Origin of the sequence: Lentibacillus populi (assembly GCA_014642895.1) — a bacterium.
GTDB classification, from domain to species: Bacteria; Bacillota; Bacilli; order Bacillales; family Amphibacillaceae; genus Lentibacillus_C; species Lentibacillus_C populi.
On sequence record BMJD01000012.1, the window covers coordinates 1 to 17,784 of the forward strand.

General features: G+C 39.7%; 19 protein-coding genes, 2 tRNA genes and 2 rRNA genes. 15 read left to right on the plus strand and 8 right to left on the minus strand.

Translation table 11 applies throughout. The features are described 5' to 3' along the window. The 9 genes from IEX12_RS09230 to tsaD all read left to right on the plus strand — a co-directional run. Nucleotides 1-93, plus strand: a 23S ribosomal RNA gene (locus tag IEX12_RS09230); the annotation flags it as partial. A 175-nt stretch (nucleotides 94-268) separates the two neighbouring features. Next, nucleotides 269-384, plus strand: a 5S ribosomal RNA gene (gene rrf, locus IEX12_RS09235). A 38-nt stretch (nucleotides 385-422) separates the two neighbouring features. After that, a tRNA-Met gene (locus IEX12_RS09240) sits at nucleotides 423-499 on the plus strand. A gap of 62 nt (nucleotides 500-561) precedes the next feature. Then, nucleotides 562-638 (plus strand) — tRNA-Asp (locus IEX12_RS09245). A 661-nt stretch (nucleotides 639-1,299) separates the two neighbouring features. Further along, nucleotides 1,300-2,280 carry a thiamine-phosphate kinase gene (gene thiL / locus IEX12_RS09250; protein ID WP_088053161.1) on the plus strand — a complete coding sequence of 327 codons (981 nt, stop codon included), beginning with the start codon at nucleotides 1,300-1,302 and terminating at the stop codon, nucleotides 2,278-2,280. Further along, the gene (gene tsaE, locus IEX12_RS09255) at nucleotides 2,273-2,728 is read left to right on the plus strand and encodes a tRNA (adenosine(37)-N6)-threonylcarbamoyltransferase complex ATPase subunit type 1 TsaE (protein WP_088053162.1); all 456 of its coding nucleotides are present in this window, start codon (nucleotides 2,273-2,275) and stop codon (nucleotides 2,726-2,728) included. Before thiL ends, tsaE begins: the two co-directional genes overlap by 8 nt. A gap of 25 nt (nucleotides 2,729-2,753) precedes the next feature. Continuing rightward, the gene (gene tsaB / locus IEX12_RS09260; RefSeq protein WP_088053163.1) at nucleotides 2,754-3,461 is read left to right on the plus strand and encodes a tRNA (adenosine(37)-N6)-threonylcarbamoyltransferase complex dimerization subunit type 1 TsaB; all 708 of its coding nucleotides are present in this window, start codon (nucleotides 2,754-2,756) and stop codon (nucleotides 3,459-3,461) included. Further along, nucleotides 3,454-3,909, plus strand: coding sequence for a ribosomal protein S18-alanine N-acetyltransferase (gene rimI, locus IEX12_RS09265; protein ID WP_088053164.1), 456 nt, complete (start codon nucleotides 3,454-3,456; stop codon nucleotides 3,907-3,909). Before tsaB ends, rimI begins: the two co-directional genes overlap by 8 nt. After that, nucleotides 3,899-4,909 carry a tRNA (adenosine(37)-N6)-threonylcarbamoyltransferase complex transferase subunit TsaD gene (gene tsaD, locus IEX12_RS09270; protein WP_088053165.1) on the plus strand — a complete coding sequence of 337 codons (1,011 nt, stop codon included), beginning with the start codon at nucleotides 3,899-3,901 and terminating at the stop codon, nucleotides 4,907-4,909. Before rimI ends, tsaD begins: the two co-directional genes overlap by 11 nt. Before the next feature lie 428 nt (nucleotides 4,910-5,337). Here the strand turns inward: tsaD and IEX12_RS09275 are convergent, their stop codons facing one another. Next, entirely contained in the window at nucleotides 5,338-7,263 is a 1,926-nt protein-coding gene (locus tag IEX12_RS09275; protein WP_088053166.1) for an ABC-F family ATP-binding cassette domain-containing protein, read from the minus strand. Between the two features lie 141 nt (nucleotides 7,264-7,404). On the opposite strand from IEX12_RS09275, the gene moaC reads away from it, so the two are divergent. From moaC to IEX12_RS09290, 3 genes are all read left to right on the plus strand, one after another. Beyond that, nucleotides 7,405-7,899 carry a cyclic pyranopterin monophosphate synthase MoaC gene (gene moaC / locus IEX12_RS09280; RefSeq protein WP_088053167.1) on the plus strand — a complete coding sequence of 165 codons (495 nt, stop codon included), beginning with the start codon at nucleotides 7,405-7,407 and terminating at the stop codon, nucleotides 7,897-7,899. Nucleotides 7,900-7,901: 2 nt separating this feature from the next. Next, entirely contained in the window at nucleotides 7,902-8,531 is a 630-nt protein-coding gene (locus IEX12_RS09285) for a redox-sensing transcriptional repressor Rex (RefSeq protein WP_088053168.1), read from the plus strand. Between the two features lie 188 nt (nucleotides 8,532-8,719). Beyond that, complete coding sequence (locus IEX12_RS09290) at nucleotides 8,720-9,544, plus strand: DUF2268 domain-containing putative Zn-dependent protease (protein WP_188724986.1); 825 nt, start codon at nucleotides 8,720-8,722, stop codon at nucleotides 9,542-9,544. 103 nt (nucleotides 9,545-9,647) lie between these two features. Here the strand turns inward: IEX12_RS09290 and IEX12_RS09295 are convergent, their stop codons facing one another. Beyond that, complete coding sequence (locus IEX12_RS09295) at nucleotides 9,648-9,920, minus strand: hypothetical protein (RefSeq protein ID WP_088053170.1); 273 nt, start codon at nucleotides 9,918-9,920, stop codon at nucleotides 9,648-9,650. 192 nt (nucleotides 9,921-10,112) lie between these two features. Here IEX12_RS09295 and IEX12_RS09300 point away from each other — a divergent pair, with 192 nt between their 5' ends. Then, nucleotides 10,113-10,844: a class I SAM-dependent methyltransferase gene (locus IEX12_RS09300; protein ID WP_286171062.1), complete on the plus strand. Its 732-nt coding sequence runs from the start codon at nucleotides 10,113-10,115 to the stop codon at nucleotides 10,842-10,844. Between the two features lie 253 nt (nucleotides 10,845-11,097). Here the strand turns inward: IEX12_RS09300 and IEX12_RS09305 are convergent, their stop codons facing one another. Together IEX12_RS09305 and IEX12_RS09310 are read right to left on the minus strand one after the other, a co-directional pair. After that, a complete protein-coding gene (locus tag IEX12_RS09305) occupies nucleotides 11,098-11,301 on the minus strand; it encodes a YdiK family protein (protein ID WP_088053172.1) in 204 nt (67 codons plus the stop codon). Nucleotides 11,302-11,303: 2 nt separating this feature from the next. Then, a complete protein-coding gene (locus tag IEX12_RS09310) occupies nucleotides 11,304-12,017 on the minus strand; it encodes a CPBP family intramembrane glutamic endopeptidase (protein ID WP_155555153.1) in 714 nt (237 codons plus the stop codon). A gap of 454 nt (nucleotides 12,018-12,471) precedes the next feature. Between IEX12_RS09310 and groES the strand changes: the two genes are divergently transcribed. Further along, entirely contained in the window at nucleotides 12,472-12,813 is a 342-nt protein-coding gene (gene groES, locus IEX12_RS09315) for a co-chaperone GroES (RefSeq protein WP_268811336.1), read from the plus strand. Between the two features lie 43 nt (nucleotides 12,814-12,856). Further along, nucleotides 12,857-14,491, plus strand: coding sequence for a chaperonin GroEL (gene groL, locus IEX12_RS09320; protein WP_088053175.1), 1,635 nt, complete (start codon nucleotides 12,857-12,859; stop codon nucleotides 14,489-14,491). A 90-nt stretch (nucleotides 14,492-14,581) separates the two neighbouring features. Here the strand turns inward: groL and IEX12_RS09325 are convergent, their stop codons facing one another. From IEX12_RS09325 to IEX12_RS09340, 4 genes are all read right to left on the minus strand, one after another. Then, a complete protein-coding gene (locus IEX12_RS09325) occupies nucleotides 14,582-15,766 on the minus strand; it encodes a tyrosine-type recombinase/integrase (RefSeq protein WP_188724988.1) in 1,185 nt (394 codons plus the stop codon). A 189-nt stretch (nucleotides 15,767-15,955) separates the two neighbouring features. Next, nucleotides 15,956-16,489 carry a PH domain-containing protein gene (locus IEX12_RS09330; protein ID WP_188724989.1) on the minus strand — a complete coding sequence of 178 codons (534 nt, stop codon included), beginning with the start codon at nucleotides 16,487-16,489 and terminating at the stop codon, nucleotides 15,956-15,958. After that, complete coding sequence (locus IEX12_RS09335; protein ID WP_188724990.1) at nucleotides 16,486-17,253, minus strand: DUF5068 domain-containing protein; 768 nt, start codon at nucleotides 17,251-17,253, stop codon at nucleotides 16,486-16,488. The genes IEX12_RS09330 and IEX12_RS09335 overlap by 4 nt, the downstream gene beginning before the upstream one ends. 73 nt (nucleotides 17,254-17,326) lie before the next feature. After that, entirely contained in the window at nucleotides 17,327-17,764 is a 438-nt protein-coding gene (locus IEX12_RS09340; protein ID WP_188724991.1) for an ImmA/IrrE family metallo-endopeptidase, read from the minus strand. Nucleotides 17,765-17,784: the final 20 nt, after the last annotated feature.

Sequence of the window (17,784 nt, forward strand, 5' to 3'; positions counted from 1 at the left end):
GATCCCTCAGAGACGATGAGGTAGATAGGTCCGAGGTGGAAGCGTGGTGACACGTGGAGCTGACGGATACTAATCGATCGAGGACTTAACTATAACCATCTAATCTGATTTCGTTGCTTGTGGATCTCTTATTTAGTTTCCAAGGTATAAAATATATGAAAAAGGACTTGCATTTTTCCAGAGAAGTGCATATAATATATCTTGTCCTTGATTTTAACCCATAAGGAAGTTCTGTTAAGCATATTGTGATCACGGAACACCCTATATGTCTGGTAGCAATAGCGGAGAGGTCACACCTGTTCCCATGCCGAACACAGTAGTTAAGCTCTCCAGCGCCGATGGTAGTTGGGGCTTTGCCCCTGCAAGAGTAGGACGCCGCCAGGCATTACCACAATTATTTTGTAATCAATATTTTTTTCTATCGCGGGGTGGAGCAGTCTGGTAGCTCGTTGGGCTCATAACCCAAAGGTCGTAGGTTCAAATCCTGCCCCCGCAACCAAAATTTTTAACTTAACTATGCTGAATTACTTTTTTAACAGTAGTGAGTAAATACATATTTTTGGTCTGGTAGTTCAGCTGGTTAGAATGCCTGCCTGTCACGCAGGAGGTCGCGGGTTCGAGTCCCGTCCAGACCGCCACTAATGAATAAAACGTCAACACATGTTTTCATTTGATGAGATCATGTGTTTTTTACATTTTAGTCGTGTTTAAATAGTTACCAAATTACAAGTTCGACTAAGAACAACACGTCTTATGTGTTGTGTCAAGAAGGTCGAGGTGACGGTGTGAGAGGACTCCCCGAATATGTATCACACACAGGAAAAGCGATAATATTAGCCAAGGAGCGAGCTTCCGCAGGACGTACTGATTTCCGCTGTTGACAATTGACGTGGGCAGTTTTTGTAGAAGATCCCCCTTATCTCTTGTAACATCAACAAAAAAGGGGATAGCATCAACTAGAAACACCAGCATTGACGGAAAACCACGTAACATCAACAAAAAGAAGGCTAACATCAACAATGAATCAGCAACCTCGGTGAAAAACATCAGGGTACAGCGTAAAAACAAGCAACGCTTGAGCGCACCGCATATCTTTGCTTGATTTTATCCCTTATTACACCGATCGGAAATTTTTAGATTAAGCAGATATCTTTACTAAATATAATTTTTACTGCTTAGACGAATACTAACGATTATAGTTCCCCTTCAACCTTCTTGTTACAGCAGTTGATCTATTTTTTCCTTTTTACTGTCTTTTTGCTATGATGAATATAGCAATTATAGGGTCTGGTGATACGAATGGATGAATTTTCATTTATAAATGCAATTAAACAAACAACATATAAACAATCTTCCTTAATAAAGGGAGTTGGTGATGATGCAGCCGTTTTTAGACAATCCGGTCAGGATATTGTCACAGCAGCAGATACATTTGTAGAAAATATTCATTTTTCAAGAGATACAATGGAGCCTTACCATATTGGTTACCGGGCCATTGCAGCGAATATAAGTGATATCGCTGCAATGGGTTCGCAACCAGCGTTTTATCTCGTTTCTATTGTGATACCGTCTCATTGGTCTGAACAGGAATTAAAGCAAATATATTCAGGAATGCGTTCCTTGGCGAACCAGTATCATATGGATTTGATTGGTGGCGATACGGTATCTGGACAGGAATTAACGATATCAATCACCGTTATCGGCTATGTTGCTAGTGGAAAAGCACGTTATCGAGGAGCGGCACGGGCCGGGGATATTGTGTTTGCGACAGGTACGTTAGGTGATTCCAGTGCTGGTTTTCAAATGTTAACACATCCGGGAGATTACAAAGACAAAGAATTTTATATTACCAGACATCGAATGCCAACGCCACGGATTTCCTTTGCCAATAGCTTGGAGACACTTTCGCGAGTAGCGCTGAATGATATTAGTGACGGTATTGCAAATGAGGCTGCAGAAATTTCCGAGTCATCCGGAGTTTCTATTGTGCTGGATTTTACTAAATTACCGGTAAGTCGTACATATCACCAATTCTCAAAGGAAAAACAGCGAGCATGGCAGCTGTTTGGTGGAGAAGATTATGAACTGATTGGAACGGTTGCGAACAAAGATTGGCAATTTGTAAAACAAGCTGCCGCAGAAACGCAGACAAGCGTTACAGAAATCGGTTATGTTAGCGAGCAACACAACAGGCTCGTTTATTTACAGGAAGCGAATTGTTGTAAGCCATTGGAAAAACGGGGTTATACACATTTAAAGCAGGTGAACCAGGATGAGTGAGCATAAAGCAGAAACACATTCAGAACAAGAAACAATACGATTGGCTGAGCGGCTTGCATTATTGTTAAAACCAGGTGACGTGATTACACTGGAAGGTGATCTTGGTGCTGGCAAAACGACTTTTACCAAAGGGGTTGCACGTGGGCTTGGGGTAAAGCGTAACGTAAACAGTCCAACGTTTACTATTATAAAAGAATATCAAGGGGAGCTTCCACTTTATCATATGGATGTTTACCGTCTGGAAGATTCAGATGAGGATATCGGTTTTTCGGAATATTTTAATGGGGAAGGGATCTCTATTGTAGAATGGGCTGCGTTTATTAAAGAATACTTGCCAGATAATCGTTTAAATATCAAAATTACGTACTTGGATGAGCACGTACGCCTATTGGAATTTCGCCCTAGGGGAGATCATTTTGCGTCTGTTGTTACGGAGTTAATTGGATAATAATATGTTACGAGGAGTTTCTTGAATGAATTTACTTGCAATCGATACGTCAAATCAAGTATTAGGTGTCGCCCTGCTTAAGGAGGACCTTCTGATTGGCGAAATCGTTACAAACATCAAAAAGAATCATTCTGTACGTCTGATGCCTGCAATTGATCAATTGATGCGGGAAACAAATATGAGACCGGAAATGCTTGACAAAATAGTCGTTGCCAAGGGACCTGGTTCGTTTACAGGGGTTAGAATTGGGCTTGCGACAGCGAAGGCATTTGCATGGGCACTACAGATTCCGATCGTCGGTGTTTCCAGTTTAGAGGTGCTTGCATATCAGGGATGCTTTGTTAGTTCATATATTTGTCCTTTTTTTGATGCTAGACGGGCAAATGTTTATACGGGTTTATACAGATGGCAGGGGGATCAAGTCTCTTTAGTGAAAAAGGAACGGAATGTGGCGATGGCTGATTGGTTACAGCAACTTGCCGCAGAACAACAAGAAGTGCTTTTCCTGAGTCCTGACATTGCCCTTTATAAAGATAGTATTGTAAAAACAATGGGTGACCGTGCTGTTATTCCAAAAGGGCCGTATCACCTTGCTAAACCATCCCATCTGGCTTTGGCAGGACTCGGGAAAAATAATGATAATACGCACACGTTAACCCCGAACTATTTACGTCTGGCAGAGGCTGAGGCAAAATGGCTGGAAACACAAAAGGGAAAACGTGCCAATGGCTGAATTGCTGATTCGTAAAATGGAAGAACACGATGTTGATCAGGTAGCGGAGGTAGAAAAGGCATCGTTTACTGCACCATGGCCAAGAGATATTTTTCAGCAGGAGATAGTGGAAAATCAATTTGCCCATTATTTTGTCCTCCAAGTGGATGAAAAAATTGTTGGTTATGCGGGATTATGGGTCGTAGTAGATGACGCACAAATAACGAATATTGCTATCATGCCTGACTATCGGGGGAATAAACTTGGTGAAAAATTGTTTCATTACGTGATGGTACAAGCTGTCCGTCTAGGTGGCCGCCGTTTATCACTGGAGGTACGTACGTCAAATATCATCGCGCAACATATGTACCGAAAGTTTGGTTTGGTTCCAGGCGGGATTCGGAAAAACTATTATGTCGATAATCAGGAAGATGCGATTGTTATGTGGGTGAACTTATATGAAAAATGATAACTATATTTTAGCAATTGAAACAAGCTGTGATGAGACGGCTGCAGCCATTGTCAAAAATGGCAGCGAAATTATTGCAAATGTTGTAGCTTCACAAATTGACAGCCACAAACGTTTTGGCGGGGTTGTACCGGAAATAGCTTCACGCCATCATGTCGAGCAAATGACGGTTGTATTGGAAGAAGCATTTGCACAAGCAAAAATGACATGGGATGAAATTGATTGCATAGCTGTTACAGAAGGGCCTGGTTTGGTAGGGGCTTTATTGATCGGTGTCAATACTGCGAAGGCATTAGCGTTTGCCAAGCAAAAACCGCTTGTTGGTGTCCATCATATTGCCGGACATATTTATGCAAACCGTTTTGAAAAAGAGTTTACCTTTCCGTTATTAGCTTTAGTTGTCTCAGGAGGGCATACAGAGCTTATTTTAATGAAGGAACATGGAAGTTTTGAGGTAATTGGTGAAACACGTGATGATGCAGCTGGTGAGGCGTATGACAAGGTTGCCCGCATGCTGGATTTACCGTATCCTGGGGGACCGCAAATTGACCGCCTGGCAAGTGTCGGAAAAGAGAGCATCCCATTTCCACGGGCTTGGCTTGAAGAGGATAGCTATGATTTTAGTTTTAGTGGATTAAAATCGTCTGTTATTAACACAATCCACAATGCCAAACAGCGTGACCAAACATTAAAAAAAGAAGATATCGCTGCGAGTTTTCAAGCAAGTGTTGTGGAGGTACTGACGGAAAAAACATACAAAGCAGCAAACCAATTTGCCGTTAAGCAGGTAATTGTCGCTGGCGGGGTGGCTGCAAATAGCGGCCTTCGGGAGGCAATCCAGAGGCGATTCGCTGATACAGGCATACCAGTATCAATTCCCCCATTAAAACTTTGTACTGATAATGCTGCAATGATTGCTGCTGCTGGTACTGTTTTCTATCAACAAGGAAGAAGAGCTGGCTGGGATTTAAATGCGAATCCGTCATTGTTATTAAAATAAGCAGGTTATCCCGACTTTAAATCCTTTGTTCCAATTGCTTTTTTGAGATAGAAGGAATAAAAGATGAGGGAAAGTTCATTCTATTCTAACAAAAAAATAAAAGAGGAGAGGGTATCCGGTATCCCCTGATCAAATTTCATTTATCAACAGGTGTGTGGATATCGCTTGTGAAGCATAGCAGCTCAAAAGTAGTTATGTGGACAAAAAATGTGGATAAGTAATTATGATTTTGTGGATATTGTGCATAACGCTATTGAAAAACGGTTAAATCCCTAGTTTAGCTGTGCATAAGTTTGTGGATTACGTGCATAATGGTTGATCAATCGTTTGATTAACGCATAAGGTCGTCCTCCTGCCTTTTGTGTATAACCGCTCTATCCCCTAGGTAACAATGAAAAGAACCGGGTAAACTGTTTCCCGGTTCTGGTTCAATCATCTTCCTGTAATGCTGTCCATTCCTCCATCAGCCGCTCGATTTCCTGTTTCATCTCACCGGTTTGTTTTGCCAGTGCCAGTGTTTTTTCGTGATTCTGGTAAATTTCCGGTTCGGTCATTTTTTGCTCAAGGTTTGCTAGTTCGTTCTCCAGTTGTTCTATTGCTTCCTCCAGTTCCACTATTTTACGTTCTGTTTTTCGCTTTTCACTGCGGAGCTTTTTCTCTTCCTCAAAGCTTAATTTCTTTTCATCTACTTTGTTGATAACCTCTGTTGATCGCCGAAGCCTTTCACGTTCCGCTTGCTCTTGCTTCTTTTCAATATAGTAATCATAATCGCCTAAATAAACAGTTGCACCATCACGCTGCATTTCCACCACCTGATCGGTAATTTTGTTGATAAAATACCTGTCATGAGATACGAAAATAATAGTTCCTGGAAAATCGGTTAACGCAGCTTCCAACACTTCTTTGCTATCTATGTCCAAATGGTTTGTCGGTTCATCCAGTACGAGTAAATTCGCTTGTTGCATCATTAGTTTAGCCAAAGACAGCCGTGCCTTTTCTCCACCACTTAATGTGTGAACCTGTTTCAACACATCGTCACCGGAAAATAAAAAGTTACCTAAAACGGTACGAATATCCTTTTCATTTACTGTCGGATACTCATCCCATAATTCCTGCAAAATTGTTTTCGATGGTGTTAGATTCATTTGTTCCTGATCGTAATAGCCAATCTCGACATTTGTGCCAATTTGGATCGTGCCGCGGGTTGGTTTTAATGTTCCAAGGATCGTTTTTAACAAAGTTGTTTTGCCAACACCATTTGGGCCAACAAGGGCAATACGTTCTCCTATATTTACATGAAGTGTCACATGTGAAAACAAATCCTCGTTACTATCCGCATAATGAAAGGCTAAATCATCAATTTTCAATACATCATTTCCGCTTCGTCGTTTGGTTTTAAACGAAAAGGATGCAGATGATTCCTCGCCAGCCGGTTTATCGAGTTTATCCATTTTTTCTAGCTGTTTTCGTCTTGACTGGGCACGCTTTGTTGTAGATGCGCGAACGATGTTTTTTTGAATAAATTCTTCCATTCGTTTCATCTCTACCTGCTGTTTTTCAAACTCTTTCATTTCCTGTTCAAAATTTAGTGCCTTTTGTTCAAGAAATTTACTGTATGTGCCGTAATACTTTTTCGTTCTGTGATAGGAAATCTCGTACACAATCGTAACGGTTTTGTCCAAAAAATACCGGTCATGGGAAACGATTGTAACGGCACCTGGATAATTTACTAAGTAATTTTCCAACCATGAAAGTGTCTCGATATCCAGGTGGTTCGTCGGTTCGTCCAAGATTAGCAAGTCGGGCTTTTTCAATAATAGTTTTCCCAAGGCCAGGCGAGTTTTCTGACCGCCACTTAGTTCATTAATCGGTGTACCGTAATCATAATCCTGAAAATGGAGTCCTGTCAGGACGCCCTTGATATCAGCTTCATAACGATACCCGCCACCAGCTTCAAATGCTTGCTGTTTCTTATCATAATCGTGCAGGAGCTGTTCATAGTTGGCTTTTGTTAAGGAAGCAGCTTGCTCCATTTCCGTTTCCAACAAACGCAAATCTTTTTCCTGATCAAGCAAGTGCTGAAAGACAGCAAGCATTTCTTCCCAAATGGTTTTATCTGATTTAAGGCCAGTGTGCTGGGACAAATAGCCAATGGAAAGATCCTTTGGTTTATGCATGTCACCTTCATCATAGCTAAGCTCCCCAGCCATTATTTTGAGCAGGGTCGATTTACCAGCACCGTTTCGGCCGACAATAGCAATCCGGTCTTTTTCTTTTATTTCCAGTTTTATATTCGATAGTATTTGTTCCGCACCAAAGGATTTGGAGATCCCGTTTAATTGCATGATAATCATTTCGTTCACCTCATCCACATAAGTGTATCGCATTCTTAATTGGGCTCGCAATATAATTTGTGAATAAAATCACGACTTATTGGATTTTTTCTGATAAACTAAGAGATATACGGAACGTAAAAGTGAAATGGAGATGAGCATATGGCAAATTTCACACACTTTAATGAAGAGGGACGGGCTCGGATGGTTGATATTAGTGAAAAAAAGGAAACAGATCGAACCGCCCTTGCAACATCCAGTATTAAAGTCTCAGAAGAAATTTACCAAAAAATTAGTAGTAATCAAATAAAAAAAGGTGACGTGCTTGCAGTTGCACAGGTTGCCGGGATTATGGCTGCCAAGAAAACTTCTGAATGGATTCCAATGTGCCATCCATTACAATTAAAAGGAATAGATATTTCGTTTGACTGGCAGGTTTCGGCTGATACGTATGTATTACATATAGAGGTATTTGTTAAGACAAAAGGCAGTACAGGTGTTGAAATGGAAGCATTAACGGCAGCTTCAGCGACTGCACTTACAATCTATGACATGTGTAAGGCAATTGATAAAGGAATGGTAATCGGGGAAACCTATCTACTGGAGAAAAAGGGCGGAAAATCAGGTGATTACTATCGGAAAGGGAAGGAGGAGTAATCGTGGATCAGAATAAAATTCCACAAGCTACCGCAAAAAGACTGCCGCTATATTATCGATTTTTAAATAATTTGCATTATCAGGGGAAAAGGCGAGTCTCATCCAAAGAATTGAGTGAGGCTGTTAAGGTGGACTCGGCAACGATAAGGCGCGATTTCAGCTATTTTGGGGCATTGGGGAAAAAGGGCTATGGTTACAACGTCGAATATTTACTTGGTTTTTTCCGGAAAACATTGGATCAGGATGAAGTGACCAAGGTTGCGCTGATCGGTGTTGGAAATCTTGGTACTGCATTTTTACATTATAATTTTATGAAAAACAATAATACAAAAATAGTAATGGCGTTTGATACGAATGCGGATAAGATAGGGACAGAAATTGGCGGTGTTCCAATTTACCATATTGATGAGTTGGAGGAAAAAATAGCTGGCGTTCAAGTTGCGATCTTAACGGTACCGGCAACTGAAGCAGACGGGATCACCGAAAGGCTTGTCGATCAAGGTATTGCAGGTATCCTTAATTTTACGCCGGCACGGATATCCGTTCCAGACAATATTCGCGTTCATCATATTGATTTAGCTGTAGAATTACAGGCGCTGGTTTACTTCTTAAAACATTATCCATTAGATTAGGTTTTAGTTTGGGAAGGATGCAAATATAAGCGTTTAAAGGTTTTCTGTTAAGCAGGAAGCCTTTTTTACGTTTTAAAAAATTATACGGCATAGTTCTCAAATAGAAGTTTTACTATTTCCTCAACAAATTGCTTCCGCTAACATACTGTATAGTGATCGTTATTTATTCGGGAAAAGGATTGAAGTAAATGGCAGTTGTGGAAACGGATAAATGGCTGAAGGATTATATCAAGAAGAAGGGGAAATTACGGGTGGAGCAGCGACGGCAGCAAAAGGAGCAAATATGCGAGAAGTTAATCCCTTATTTTCAGGATGCTTCTTCCGCTGATATCCATCAACATTTGCTTTACCACGGTCTTTTTTTACCGGGCTCACAGGATAAGGAATTAATTGAATCTTTAATCCATAGCAATTGCTGGAATATCATAGAAGAGGGGTTTGCCAAATTAAAAAAGGAATGGGATGGGCCGGATGTTCCCGTTTTTATATTCCCTTCCGATTTGCAAAACAAAAAATTGCAGGCTGACTTTAATGGGTTGTCCGGCTTGTCCTATCAAGACAAGGTTTTCCTGTTTGCTGCCGGGAACAATACGAAAGAAGAACTGCAAAAACTTCTCACCCACGAATATAATCATGTATGCCGACTGCATTATCTTGATAAACGGGAAGACAAGATTGAACTGCTGGATTCCATTGTTCTGGAAGGTTTAGCGGAAATGGCAGTGCAGGAACGCCTAGGTAAGGATCACTTAGCTAAATGGGCATCCATATATGACGCTAATACTGCACAGAAATATTTTAAAAGATGGTTAGAACCAAATTTAACATTGCCGAAAAAAGACCGGCGGCACCATGACCTATTGTATGGAGAAGGTTTTATTCCCAGATGGGCTGGATACAATGTCGGATTTCATATCGTGTCATCGTATATGAAAAATAAACAAAAACGGATAAAAGGAACATTACATGTCCCTGCAGAAACTATTTATGCGGATTCGGATTTTTCAAGCTAAGCAAAAAGCCTGCTTAGGCACAGGCTTTTTGCAATGCTGAAAAGGGTGAAGGGATAATATATACATCTTCCAGCCGCAGCATGTGGTAAGGAATGTTCAGGTTTTACCAAAAGAATAATGGTGATAAGGCTGCAATAGCTGCTAGGGCGATTCCTGCACCAAAACCCCATCCCCATCCCCAGCCGCCATATCCACCGTATCCACCATACCCATAACCGAACCCGCCAAGATTTCGGTTTCCCATTGGACGAAGGTAGACATGTGAATTACTGACGCGTGAAACGACCCCATGATGTACACGGCCATCTCTTGTTCTGATTCTGACAGGACGTCCAACGCATCTTAAACACTGATGATAATAAGGATTCACTGACATCCTACATTTACTCCTTTCCCATTGAATCAAATATAATGGTTTTTTTAAGGGTGATGTTAGTTGACGTAAAAGTAAAAGCGAGCGAGAAATTTTGCTGCTGTAGTAATACCTTATGTCAGTAAACCCCTTCTGATTGGACAAAAAACTCAGTATTTCAATAAAAATAGGTGAACTGGAGGTAATTATTTGGACATGTTTACGTATCACGACGTTTTGGCTCATCTTGGTGTTGGCGGGGCCCATCCAGGTGGGTTAGCCTTGACGAAGGAATTGCTCAAGGATCTGCCTATTAAACAAACGAGTCATATTCTTGACGCAGGGTGCGGTACGGGACAGACAGCTGCTTTTTTAGCCAAAACGTACGGATGTCAGGTGACTGCCCTGGATCAGCATCCGCTAATGGTGGAAAGGGCAAGGGAAAGGTTTGCCAGGGAAAAAGTAACGATTCAATTAGTAGAGGGGGATATGGAGAATAGCACTTTAGCAAAGGAATCTTTTGATTTCATCATTGCTGAATCGGTGACGGTATTTACCAATGTCACAAAGACTGCCAGGGAATATATCCGTTTATTGCGAATAGGAGGTATGCTTCTCGATCTGGAAATGACGGCGGGGGTCGCTTTTTCAGCTGATGAGGTTGGTGATTTTCAAGAACTGTATGGGTTAAGGGAGATCCCTATCGCGGAGGACTGGAGGAGCATATTTCGTAATGCCGGTTTTCATTCAGTTGAGATAGTAAAGGAACATACGGTAGCCCATTTATTGGAAGGGCAATCCTTGCAGAAGGATGCATTTGAACTGCAGGAGTTAAATCCGCTGGAACCACTTGATCCGTCATTATATCAAATCTGGGATAAACATCAACGATTGACCGAACGATTTTCCAATCAATTAAAGTATGTCGTATACAAGGCGGAAAAGTAATGGGAAACAGGGATGGCAAATAGTCGTTTTGACACCACTAGAGAGTGGGACAGAATAATAACTCTCGCCTCCTTCTGAGAGGGAGAAATATCCTCAACGATTATATATAGCAAGGGAACATGTAAGGCGGGCGTTGTACACTAGCCACTGAGCGCCGGAAGTGGAATAGTCTTTCCTGATAATGAATTAATTAGTGAAATTCAGATGCGTTCTTAACTGGGAAAAACAAGAAGGAGCAGCACAGGCACACAGGCTACTCCTTCTTGTTTTTATGCTTTAGCCGGAAGTCAATCAATAGTAAACGGAGGGAGACACCAAAATCTAGCGTTGCAATGACTGCAAGAACGATGGTTGAAAAATTCCAAATAGTATCTGTAACGGTTTGTGTTGCAATATACGTAAATAACAGCCCCATTAAAAAATAAATAACAGCCATTATTTTTGGTGAAGTTCGCATACTTAGCCTCCAATTAAAATCATTTGCATCTGTTCCAAATCCCGCATCATTTTTTCAATTTCCTCCTGCGTTAAGGAAAGCTGGAGAATAACCACAATAGAATTTAAAGACATGTGTACTAAAATAGGCACAATGATTCGTTTTGTTTTGACATAGACAAATGCAAATACAAATCCCATCGAACCGTAAATTAGGATATGCTCCGGTTCACCGTGGATAATGGCGAAAATAAATGCGGAAAGTAATGCTGCGAAAAAGAAGTTCATTCGCTTATATAGTTCGCCAAAGATTATTTTCCGGAAAATAACCTCTTCCAATATCGGTGCAATTAATGCTGGAATAATGATAAATAAAGGGGTTGCCCGACTTATCTCCATAATCATTTGTGTATTTTCCGATCCTGCTGTGATACCAAGCAATTTCGTTTCAATTGTGGTGGCTATTCCTTGGGCAAAATAGGCCATGAACAAACCGCCGATCGCCCATGCTATGTTATATCCCCAATTAACGGTAGTACGCTGATTACTGGTTTTTATTTCAGGCTTCATAATCCATAAAACAACGATAAGCCCAGCGATAAAGCTGATGATTGTCCAATAAATAATAGCGTCAGCTTCGCTTAATGGTGTAAGAAAATATAACAATGGTGCAAAAACAACGCCGGAAAATTGTACTGCAATATAAGTTAGGATGACATACCAGTACCTTTTCGTCAAAATAAAACGACTCCTTTTATGTATAGTAGTATCATAATAGTGTATGCGGTTAACCGGATATCTATTAGCAAATCCATTATTTCATGTACGTAATCAAACTCTACCAAATAGTTTAGCATATTTTTTTGCTTGGTAATAATAGTATGGTTTTAGCGCAAGGATCAAAACTTCGATGTGTTTCTATGACTCATGTATCAAATTGCCTGGAGATCTTCTGCTAAGACCGTCTGCTTCAATCGCCAGCATAGCACGTCCTGTATAGCCCCTCACAATTGTCCTGCCCCCAATTTCAATGGGGCAGGGCTGCTGTGCCGATGTTATAAGGCTAACCCACAAAGGTTCGTTTCATCCTGGACACACTTGCAAGGAAGAATTTTAAAAAAAAGTAATTAGATTGCTTGCATTTTTGGAGTGTTTTATTTATTATATTAAGTGGAATTAGCACTCGACATTCATGAGTGCTAATAAATCAAAAAATACATTAAAGAAACGAATTAAGGAGGTTGTCTACATGATTAAACCACTAGGAGATCGTGTTGTAATCGAGCTTGTTGAACAAGAGGAAAAAACTGCAAGCGGTATTGTACTTCCAGACTCGGCAAAGGAAAAGCCACAAGAAGGTAAAGTCGTTGCTGTCGGTTCTGGTCGCGTTACAGACAATGGGGAAAAAGTTGCCCTTGAAGTTGCTGAGGGAAACCACGTAATTTTCTCTAAATTTGCTGGTACAGAAGTGAAATATGAAGGCACAGAATACTTAATTCTTCGTGAAAATGACATTTTAGCTATTATTGGCTAAAGAAAAATATCATAAGATTCGATTTTAAGGAGGGCATTTTATTATGGCTAAGGAAATTAAATTTAGTGAAGACGCTCGTCGTTCAATGCTTCGCGGTGTAGATACATTAGCAGATGCGGTTAAGGTAACATTAGGGCCAAAAGGTCGTAACGTTGTTTTAGATAAAAAATTCGGATCACCGTTAATTACCAATGATGGTGTAACCATTGCAAAAGAAATTGAACTGGAAGATCATTTCGAAAACATGGGTGCACAGCTTGTTTCTGAAGTAGCATCAAAAACAAATGATGTTGCTGGTGATGGTACAACAACAGCAACCGTATTAGCACAATCCATGATTCGTGAAGGGCTGAAAAACGTTACTTCCGGTGCAAATCCAGTAGGCGTTCGCCGTGGTATCGAAAAAGCAGTTGAAGCAGCTGTAACGGAACTGAAGTCCATTTCGAAACCAATTGAATCAAAGGAATCAATCGCACAAATCGCTTCCGTTTCATCTGGTGATGAAGAGGTAGGCAGCCTAATTTCGGAAGCAATGGAACGTGTTGGCAATGATGGTGTTATCACAATTGAAGAATCCAAAGGCTTCAATACAGAATTGGAAGTCGTAGAAGGTATGCAATTTGATCGTGGCTATGCTTCTCCGTACATGGTTACAGATCAGGATAAAATGGAAGCGGAATTGGACGATCCATACATCCTGATTACAGATAAAAAAATTGGCAATATCCAAGAAATATTGCCAGTGTTAGAGCAGGTTGTTCAACAAGGTAAACCGCTGCTATTGATTGCGGAAGATTTTGAAGGAGAAGCACTTCCAACATTAGTGCTGAACAAGCTTCGTGGAACATTTAATGCAGTTGCGGTTAAAGCCCCTGGTTTTGGCGACCGTCGTAAAGCAATGCTTGAGGATATCGCAGTTTTAACTGGCGCTGAAGTGATTACCGAGGATCTTGGTTTGGAATTAAAAAGCGCAACAATTGAGCAACTAGGTCGTGCTTCGAAAGTTGTTGTCACAAAAGATAATACAACAATTGTCGAAGGTTCAGGAAAACCAGAAGAGATTTCTTCTCGTGTCGCACAAATCCGTGCCCAAGCAGAAGAAACAACTTCTGAATTTGACAAAGAAAAATTACAAGAACGTCTTGCGAAACTTTCTGGTGGGGTAGCAGTTATCAAAGTTGGTGCTGCCACTGAAACAGAATTAAAAGAGCGTAAATTGCGTATTGAAGATGCATTAAATTCAACCCGTGCTGGAGTAGAAGAAGGTATGGTAGCAGGTGGTGGTACTGCATTTGTTAATGTCTTGACAAAAGTAGGCGAACTGTCACTTCAAGGTGATGAAGCAACCGGTGCCAACATTGTTCTTCGTGCTTTGGAAGAGCCAGTACGCCAAATCGCCCACAACGCTGGACTGGAAGGATCCATTGTTGTAGAACGTTTGAAAGGTGAAAAAGTCGGCGTTGGATTTAACGCAGCAACCGGCGAATGGGTAGACATGGTTGAAGCTGGAATCGTTGACCCAGCAAAAGTAACCCGTTTTGCACTGCAAAACGCTGCAAGTGTCGCAGCTATGTTCTTGACAACTGAAGCTGTAGTCGCTGACCAACCAGAAGAAAATGCTGGCGGCGGAGCCCCTGACATGGGCGGCATGGGCGGCGGTATGCCGGGCATGATGTAAGTTTAAACGTAAAAACGTTGATATGACAGGGATTGTGTGATGCAATTCCTGTCTTTTTTATGAAAAAGTAATAAAAAAGTAATATTTCTTCTAAAAAGTGATTTTTTCAAGCAAATCACTGTGATGCGTTGTTACTTTTTCTACTGACCGTAATTTCATCTTATTGGTGACATGTGTATAAATTTTTAATGTCGTATCCGGATCTTCATGACCGACCCTTTGCATGATAGTTGGTAAATCGACCCCGGATTCCGTAAGCATAGAAATATGAGTGTGCCTAAAAGAGTGTGGTGTCAATTTCTTCTCTATACCTGTGTACTTCAAAATTCGTTTCATTCGAGTAGCTAGGTTTTTAGTTAAAAATGGGTATCCATTTTTTCGTTGGAATACAAAATCTTGATCATGGAAATCATCAGCCAGGTTTCGATATTTCATTTTATGCACATCGTTGTTGTGGATAAGTTTTTTAAGCATAATGATTATCTTTTCATCCATGCCAATTACCCTATAGGATCCATTGTTTTTCGGAGGAGTTAATTCGTATTCCTTCATATTGTTATTTTCGTTATAAAGCGTTTTATCGATATTAATTGTTTTGTTTTTAACATCTATATCATGTTTTTTTAAGGCAACCAATTCTCCAGGACGCATACCAGAAAATGCTAACGTATAGAAACGCTCTTTATCCAATTCCAAACCAATTTTAATTACTGCATTTAGAAATTCGCTCAATTCCTCGCTTTCCATATATTTATTTTCAATACTGTTCTTTTTTACACTGTTGATTGTTTTCCTTTTTTTAGGGATAGTCGCACCGTCACGCGGATTATCCTCAATCAATTTATTTCGCTTTGCAAACTTAAAGATCATACCAGCGCATGTATTTACACCACTTATAGTCGATTCTTCATATTCTTTCTTTGACAAGTCATTAAGCATATCTTGATATTTTAAATGCGTAATCTTGGCAACGGGAGTTTTGGAAAAGTATTTGTTCAATATGTTTATTTCTTTCTCCCTTACTCTCACACTGCCGCGTTTGACCCCGGTTAAAGCATAAGCTTTTAACCATTCCTTAGCAAATTTATTAAAAGTTATTTTCTTAGATTGTCTGGAGGTGATTCCTGTCCTTTCACGTCTCTTTATTTCTTCTTCCACTCTTTTTTTAGCTTCTTTTTTGGTTTTTCCATGTCTTTTGACTTGTTTTCCTCCTGGACCGTATTCCATGCAAAACCATACTTTTCCTTTCTTAGTCTGTATTTGATTACAATGCATTTTTGATCATCCCTCCATAGAACTTATTCTTGTACATTTCCAACCCGACTTAAAGAGAACTTGTACTCTACATAAAATAGGTTCATAATGTCATAGGCTGTCACCCCCTTTAGGTATAAAATATAGAGAATATATGTTCTGATAAAATGCGTAAAAGAGGGTGTACCAATCGTACACCAACCTTGTATATTATGATTCCAGTAATTCTTTCTTCTTTTCCTGGAACTCTCCTTCGGTTATAATTCCTTCATCGTAAAGCTTTTTGAACTTTATTATTTCATCAGCAACACTAAAAGAAAATTCCTTTGATTGATACGGTTTATCATCTTTTTTATTTTTTTGATTTTCGATTTCGTTATTAATAGCTTCTACTAAGGGGTTGAGAGTTGCTTTATTAATTTGATTAATTTCCATATGATCAGAACCGTGGTGTATAATAACAGTCCCGAACATTAGCCCTTTTTTATGTGATACAGAATTAATCTTTTCGATAGGAATTTCCACCTGTTTCAATCCATAGATCATACCTTTATCTAGGAATAAAACCCTTTTATCAGTACATGTTATAAGCCATGTATTATTTTCCATAAACCCACTTGTTGCATACATAATTGTTTCATTCTCTCTTATAACGTTGGGCAATTCCTTAACTTCCTTTTTTGTTCCAAATAAATCTGTAACGTTTATTTCCTTGAATCTATCCAATACATCTTGATGATTCATTGTTCCATACCCCCTTTTTTATCCTTTTTATAAGCGTCTTTTTGATTTAAAATGTCAAATTCAATGCGCTTTTCTTCGCCAATTTGCGGTTCCTCTATTGATTGATCCATATTCCAGGCTGGATCAATAATCATTTTCACGCTATTTATTTTTTCAACATCGTCATCCAATATCCACGTCGCCATGCCTTCTTTTTTCACTTTACCATAGAATTCGCCACCGACTTCTTCACCCAAAAACACATCGGAATCCTCTAGTTGCAACCCTGTATCTGTTACTAGAATTGAACCATCAGGGTAAAACTCAATATCTTCATCTGATTTATTTTCTGCTTTCATATCTACAATAATTACCTTTGCTTTGTCTCTACCATCGAATAATACCTCGTTGTCTGCATTCGGCTGTATTTCAGCTATTTCCATATGATTAATAGTTAATTCCATACTTCCGAATTCGAGCGGTTTGAGAGGGGAATCGGTTCCGTCAATCCCAACTTCATCGCTATATCCAACTCCAAGTGTTTTGACGTATCCTAGCCCTTCCACATAGCCTTCTCCTGTTTTTTGGTCATACTCTTTTTGTTTGTTTTCTTTCTCTTTTTTCGTTTCCTGTATCCCAGCGGAACTCTTATCCTCATTGTTTACTGTTTCATTTTCAGCATTTTCTTGATCACCTTCACTTACATTAGTAGAGGTATCATTGCTACCACAAGCAGCCAAAAAAACTATTAAAAACGCAAAAGCTACCCCTAAAGTCTTTTTCAATTAAAAGCCCCCTTAGTAATATTGAACTATATGTTATCTATAAATAAAACAATCATGGTAGATTGTGTGATCACTAATATTTGAATTTCTTTAGATCTAAAACTTCGTCAGGAACTCCATAAAGACTGGCTGCATCGTTAATAGTCATTTTGGTATCGCTTAATTTATAAAGTGTATCATCCGGCATTAACAATTCAACCGCAAAACGATTTGCTTCAACTTCTATTTTATCCACAGAAAATAGTGTATTTCTTTTTAAAAAAGGGGTGCTTACCCTTGGATGTATCTCTGAATGCCCTAATTCATGTGCACAAGTGAAGCGTTTTTCTTCTTGGTATAAATTCGAATTTATGTAAATGAATTTATTCCTTCGTATATATTTATAAAAACCGTATATTTCTTCGTGGAGGTTATGTTCAAGTACATAAATATTTTTAGCGGAAGCAATTTCAAACGGATCGTTGGTTCCATATTTTTTGACTAGATTATCAACAATGTTCTTAATCCACATTAAATTGACCCCCCCTTAGT